Origin of the sequence: Nocardia tenerifensis NBRC 101015 (assembly GCF_000308715.1) — a bacterium.
Lineage (GTDB): Bacteria > Actinomycetota > Actinomycetes > Mycobacteriales > Mycobacteriaceae > Nocardia > Nocardia tenerifensis.
On sequence record NZ_BAGH01000379.1, the window covers coordinates 1 to 5,545 of the forward strand.

6 protein-coding genes and 1 pseudogene are annotated in these 5,545 nt (G+C 68.5%); 2 read left to right on the forward strand and 5 right to left on the reverse strand.

Annotated elements, in window-relative coordinates:
* Nucleotides 1–384 (reverse strand): annotated as a pseudogene (locus tag ON39_RS30315) (hypothetical protein); the annotation flags it as partial.
* 22 nt (nt 385–406) lie between these two features.
* Nucleotides 407–1,438 (reverse strand): Ppx/GppA family phosphatase, encoded by a 1,032-nt coding sequence (locus tag ON39_RS30320; protein WP_040739435.1) that lies wholly within the window; start codon nt 1,436–1,438, stop codon nt 407–409.
* 65 nt (nt 1,439–1,503) lie between these two features.
* On the opposite strand from ON39_RS30320, the gene ON39_RS30325 reads away from it, so the two are divergent.
* Together ON39_RS30325 and ON39_RS30330 are read left to right on the forward strand one after the other, a co-directional pair.
* Nucleotides 1,504–2,379 (forward strand): DUF3109 family protein, encoded by an 876-nt coding sequence (locus tag ON39_RS30325; protein ID WP_051187341.1) that lies wholly within the window; start codon nt 1,504–1,506, stop codon nt 2,377–2,379.
* 79 nt (nt 2,380–2,458) lie between these two features.
* Complete coding sequence (locus ON39_RS30330; protein WP_040739436.1) at nt 2,459–2,791, forward strand: hypothetical protein; 333 nt, start codon at nt 2,459–2,461, stop codon at nt 2,789–2,791.
* A gap of 202 nt (nt 2,792–2,993) precedes the next feature.
* On the opposite strand, the gene ON39_RS30335 is transcribed toward ON39_RS30330, so the two are convergent.
* The 3 genes from ON39_RS30335 to ON39_RS30345 form a co-directional block, all read right to left on the reverse strand.
* Complete coding sequence (locus ON39_RS30335) at nt 2,994–3,683, reverse strand: response regulator (protein WP_040739437.1); 690 nt, start codon at nt 3,681–3,683, stop codon at nt 2,994–2,996.
* Complete coding sequence (locus ON39_RS30340) at nt 3,680–4,915, reverse strand: sensor histidine kinase (protein WP_040739438.1); 1,236 nt, start codon at nt 4,913–4,915, stop codon at nt 3,680–3,682. The genes ON39_RS30335 and ON39_RS30340 overlap by 4 nt, the downstream gene beginning before the upstream one ends.
* A gap of 132 nt (nt 4,916–5,047) precedes the next feature.
* Nucleotides 5,048–5,464, reverse strand: a complete 417-nt coding sequence (locus tag ON39_RS30345) for a winged helix-turn-helix transcriptional regulator (RefSeq protein ID WP_255219311.1) — start codon at nt 5,462–5,464, stop codon at nt 5,048–5,050.
* Nucleotides 5,465–5,545 lie beyond the last annotated feature (81 nt).

Below are 5,545 nucleotides of genomic sequence, written 5' to 3' on the forward strand. Positions count from 1 at the left end.
GGGCATCACCAGACCCGACCTGCCGGGCAGCGGGTCGGCCTGCGGCTCCGGCTGGGCGTAGGCCGCCAGCGGGTCGTACATCGAGATCGGGCCCGAGATCGGCGAGTACGCCGACGGCTCCGGCGCGGGTGGCGCGTATGCGACAGGGTCCGATGCGGGCGGTTCGTAGGCGGGCGGCTCGTAGGCCGGCTCGTCCGGCGCCTCCTCGGGGGCGGCGTGCGACGAGTGGCCGCCGCCGATGACGGGCATGTCGCCCGTCAGCTCGGCCACCGAGATCCCGCGGCCGCCGCGGCGACGGCGACCGCCGCCCGCGGACGACGCGCCCTGCTGGCCGTTGCGCGCCAGCAGCTCGGCGACCGACAACTGTTTGGAGTCGTCGCTCATATCCGCGACTCGCTTCGCTCACTCATGACGACACCGTTCCTATCGGCCCCGGTAGCGCGGCGTCACCGGACGCCGGGCGGCCGTTCTCGGCCGCCGGGCCCGGTAAGCGCGTCGCTCGGGGTCCGCCGTTCATGTCGGTATCCAGTTTGCGCAGGATCAGCCCTTCCCGCAGCGCCCAGGGACAAATCTCCAGAGATTCCAGCGATAGTGCCCGCATACTCGCCTCCGCGATCAATGCGCCGGCCACCAACTGCTGTGACCGATCGGAACTCACGCCTTCCAATTCTGCCCGGTCGGCCGCCGTCATCCGCGAGATGAACGCGATCAGTTGGCGCAGACCTGAGCTGGTGAGTGTACGACGCACCCGGGGGCCCGCCGCCGAGGGTGCCGCCCCGGTCAGCCTGGCCAGCGAGCGGAAGGTCTTCGACGTGCCGACGGCCAGGTCCGGCCTGCCCGCGTCGAGCAGCTGTTTCGCGGGCAGCGCGAGTTCCGCGTCGAGCCAGTCGCGCAGCACGTTGACGCGGCGCTTGCCCGGCGGGTCCTCGCGCAGCCACTCCCTGGTCAACCGGCCCGCCCCGAGCTGAAGCGACAGCGCGACGTCGGGCTCCTCGTCGCCGCCGTTGGTCATCTCCAGCGAGCCGCCGCCGATGTCCAGGTTGAGAATGCGGCCCGCGCTCCAGCCGAACCAGCGGCGCACCGCGAGGAAGGTCAGCCGCGCCTCGTCGACCCCGGACAGCACCTGCAGCGCGACGCCGGTCTCCGCACGGACACGCCCGAGCACCTCCTCGGAATTCGCCGCCTCGCGCACCGCGGAGGTCGCGAACGGCATCAGCTCGACGCACCGGGAAGTCTCGGCGATGCTGGCGAATTCGGCGACGGTGGCGATCAGCCGCCGGGCCCCCGCCTCGGTGATCCGGCCCTCGTCATCGATGTTCTCCGACAGCCGTAAAGTGGCCTTGGTCGAGCTCATCGGCATGGGGTGACCACCCCGATGCGCGTCCACTACCAGCAGGTGGACGGTATTGCTTCCGACATCGAGTACCCCAAGCCGCACAACAACACGGTACTGGGTGATCCGGCCCTTCAGGCCAAGCGACTGAACTGTTAGCGTTCCGAGGTGTGACGGTAGGCGCATCCGCGAGCGGCCCGACCCGGCCCCGACCAGCGGGGAAGATCGATCCGAGTCCCGAGGTCGATTTGGATTTTCCCCGGGAATGGATCGAGTTCGTCGATCCAGCAAATGACGAGCATCTGATCGTCGCCGATCTGACCTGGCTGCTGTCGAGTTGGACGTGCGTTTTCGGCACCCCGGCGTGCCAGGGCATCCTCGCCGATCGCCCCGACGACGGCTGCTGTTCGCACGGGGCGTTCCTGTCCGACAAGGACGATCGCAAACGGCTGCAGAACGCTGTGAAGATGCTCACGCCCGCGGACTGGCAGCTCATGGACGAGGCGCGCGACGCGACCGGCAAGGTCACCAAGAAGGGCTACCTCGAACTCGACGAGCTGGAGGACGAGCCCGCGCTGCGGACCCGCCGCTTCGACGGCGCGTGCATCTTCCTCAACCGGCCCGGTTTCGCGGGCGGCGTCGGCTGCTCGCTGCACAGCATGGCGCTGCGGCGCGGCATCGAGCCGCTCGAGGTGAAGCCGGACGTGTGCTGGCAGTTGCCCATTCGACGCACCCAGGACTGGGTGGACCGGCCCGACGGCGTGCAGATCCTGCGCACCACGGTCACCGAGTACGACCGCCGCGGCTGGGGCCCCGGCGGCGAGGACCTGGACTGGTACTGCTCGGGCTCGCCGGACGCCCACGTCGGTACGCGTCCGGTCTGGCAGTCCTACGCCCCGGAGCTGAGGGAACTGCTCGGCGAGCCCGCCTACGAGGAGCTGGCCAGGCACTGCAAGCGACGCCAGGGGCTCGGGCTCATCGCGATCCACCCGGCGACGGTGCACGCGGATCGGTTGCGCGACAGCGCGAACAGCGCGACCGCGTGAAGCCCTCGGAATGAGACCTTGCACCTCGTTCACCTGGAAGGCATGCGATCTTCACTCGTTTGCGGTTTGATGTGCGGTCATGTCCAAGAAAGTTTTCACCGTGGCCGCCGTCGCGCTCGGCGCCGCACTCTGCCTGCCCGCCGTCGCCAACGCCGAACCGAACGGTGACCCCGCCAAGTACGCCGACTTCACCGCGGACTTCCTGCCCGCCAACACCCCCGAGGCCGTGAACGCCGCGGCGCAGGGCAAGAACCTGATCATGAGCCCGTACGGCACCTCGCGCACCATCGCGTGCCGGGGCACCAGCGCGGCGGACGTCTACGACTGCATGCAGGAAGACGATCTGGGCTGGATCACGTTGCGCAAGATGGACGTTCCGGGCGTCGGCCCGACGTGGACTTACCTCCCCTGATAAAGCACACAAGAAACGGCCGAGGACTTCGCAGCGTCCTCGGCTCCCCCGCCTCTCCGAGTCTTTAGGCCAGACTCGAGTGCCGCGACAGTAGCGTTGGCGGCCGACGGCAACTAGCCGGTCGAGTTGGCTTGTGCCCGACAAGTTACCCATGTACTCACGAAATCAGTTGCTGAGTTCCGTGAGTACATGGGTATTTGCGTTATGCCTCCAGTTTGTAGCCGAGCCCTCGGACCGTGACCAGGTGCTCGGGCTTGGCCGGGTCCGCCTCGATTTTGGAGCGCAGGCGCTTGACGTGCACGTCGAGGGTTTTGGTGTCGCCGACGTAGTCTGCGCCCCACACGCGATCGATGAGCTGGCCGCGGGTGAGCACGCGGCCGGAGTTGCGCAGCAGGTATTCGAGCAGGTCGAACTCCTTGAGCGGCAAGGTGACCGGCGCGCCGTTCACCAGGACGGTGTGGCGGTCCACGTCCATCCGGACCGGGCCCGCCTCCAGCACGCCGCTCTCGTTGGCGCCGTCGAGCTCGTCGCCCGCGCCGCGGCGCAGCACGGCCCGGATGCGCGCGATCAGCTCGCGCGCCGAGTACGGCTTGGTCACGTAGTCGTCGGCGCCGAGTTCGAGCCCGACCACCTTGTCGATCTCGCTGTCGCGCGCCGTCACCATGATCACCGGCACGCCGCTGCGGGTGCGCAGCTGCTTGCACACGTCCGTGCCGCTCATGCCGGGCAGCATGAGGTCGAGCAGCACGATGTCGGCGCCCGAGCGATCGAACTCGGCGAGCGCGGACGGCCCGTCACCGACGACGGTGACCTCGAAACCCTCCTTGCGCAGCAGGAACGCGAGCGGATCGGCCAGCGACTCCTCATCCTCGACGATCAACACACTCGTCATCTGCGTGCCTCCACACCATTGGGTCGGCCCGGCCCCGAGGGGCGCGGGCTTGTTTCTCTCATGCTCACCGTCGGGCCCGCGGAATCCTCTTCTCCGTCGGCCTCGTGGTGGGCAGGTATTCGCAGGGTGAACGTCGATCCGGTGCCCAGCTTGCTCCACAGGGTGATCTCACCGTTGTGGTTGGCGGCCACGTGTTTGACGATAGCCAGGCCGAGCCCGGTACCGCCGGTGGCGCGCGAGCGGGCCTTGTCCGAGCGGAAGAAACGTTCGAACACCCGCTCCTGGTCTTCCTTGGCGATGCCGATGCCGCGATCGGTGACGGCCATCGCGACGTGGTCGCCGCGCAGTGACCGGCTGACCGACACGTGCGAGCCGGCCGGTGAGTACGCTATCGCGTTCTCCACCAGATTCGACAACGCTGTGACCAGCAACGTTTCGTCGCCGAGCACCTCGAGCCCGCTGGGCCGGTCGGTGCTGACGGTGATGCCGGCGGCCTCGGCGGCGGTGCGCGAGCGGTCGACCGCCTGCATGACGACGGTGTCCACGTCGACCACCTCGAGCTCGGGCAGTTTCTCGGCGCCCTGCAGCCGCGACAGCGCGATGAGCTCGGTCACCATCTTGCCGAGCCTGCGTGACTCGCCGAGGACGCGTTGTCCGAAGTGCCGCACGGCCTCCGGGTCGTCCGCCGACTCGAGCATGGCCTCGGCCAGCAGGCTCATCGCGCCGACCGGCGTCTTGAGCTCGTGGCTGACGTTGGCGACGAAGTCGCGCCGGGTCGCCTCCATCCGCGCCTGCTCGGAGTCGTCGTCGGCGAAGAGGACGGTGAAATTGGTGTCCTCGCGCGATAGCTGGCGGGCCACGCCGCGCACGGCGATGCGGCCGCGGCCGGGCACGGGGTTCTTCGCGGTCAGATCGAACTCGGCGGACTCGCCGGTGGCGAGCACCTTCTCCACGGCGGCCCAGGCACGCTCGTCGAGCAGGCGGTTGCGGACCAGGCCGAGCTCCTCGGCGCGCGGGTTGACCAGCACCACGTCGCGGTACTCGTCGACCACCGCGATGCCGCTCTCGGAGGCGAGCACGATCAGGTCGAGCACCTGCGACATCGTCAGGCCGGAGTCCGCCTGCCTGCGGGCCTGCTGCCTGGCGTTCATATAGGGGATAAGTAGCCCGCCGACTGCCAGACCCACGACAGCCGCAAGGACTGCCAGTAGGACGGCTTGCGGAACACTCACACTTGAATCGTACGGTCGAGTAGGACGTATCCAACGCCGGGTACACGATGTTTCGCGCAGGTCATGGGTACTTCCGACAGCGTTAGCCAGTCGTTTACGCGGAGTTGGGTATGGGTGTGGCGCTCCCCGAGATCAGTCGCCTGTGCCCGCCAAACCTTCGGCCACGGCGCGGCCGTGCCGGTCGACCCAGTCGCCGAGGGCGTAGATGGGGATGAGCAGATCTCGGCCGGCCTCGGTGAGTTCGTACTCGACGCGCGGGGGCGCCTCGGCGTAGCGGCGGCGTTCGAGCAGGGTCATCTGCTCCATCCGGCGCAGGGTCTGCGTCAGCATCTTCTGGCTGATGCCGCCGATCGCGGCGCGCAGGTCGCTCGGGCGCATCGGGCCCTCGCGCAGCAGGTACACGACGACGGGGAGCCAGGAGTTGCCGAACACGTCGACCCCGATCCTGGCGGGGCAGTCGGATTCGAAGTCGCCGTACGGCGCGAACTCCGCCCGCTCGGCGATGATCGGCTCGGTCATGTCCGCCAGCATGCCAGTGCCGTAGCGCACCCGCGGGTGCCTATCGACCTTTCTAGCGTTGGCTCCGAACCTTTTTCGAGCCAGGAGTTGATATGCGAATCGGAATCATCG

What these genes read in the sequence shown, in the direction of transcription:
- ON39_RS30330 (WP_040739436.1), top strand. Translation starts at nt 2,459, where the DNA reads ATGTCCAAGAAAGTTTTCACCGTGGCCGCCGTCGCGCTCGGCGCCGCA.
- ON39_RS30335 (WP_040739437.1), bottom strand. Translation starts at nt 3,683, where the DNA reads ATGACGAGTGTGTTGATCGTCGAGGATGAGGAGTCGCTGGCCGATCCG.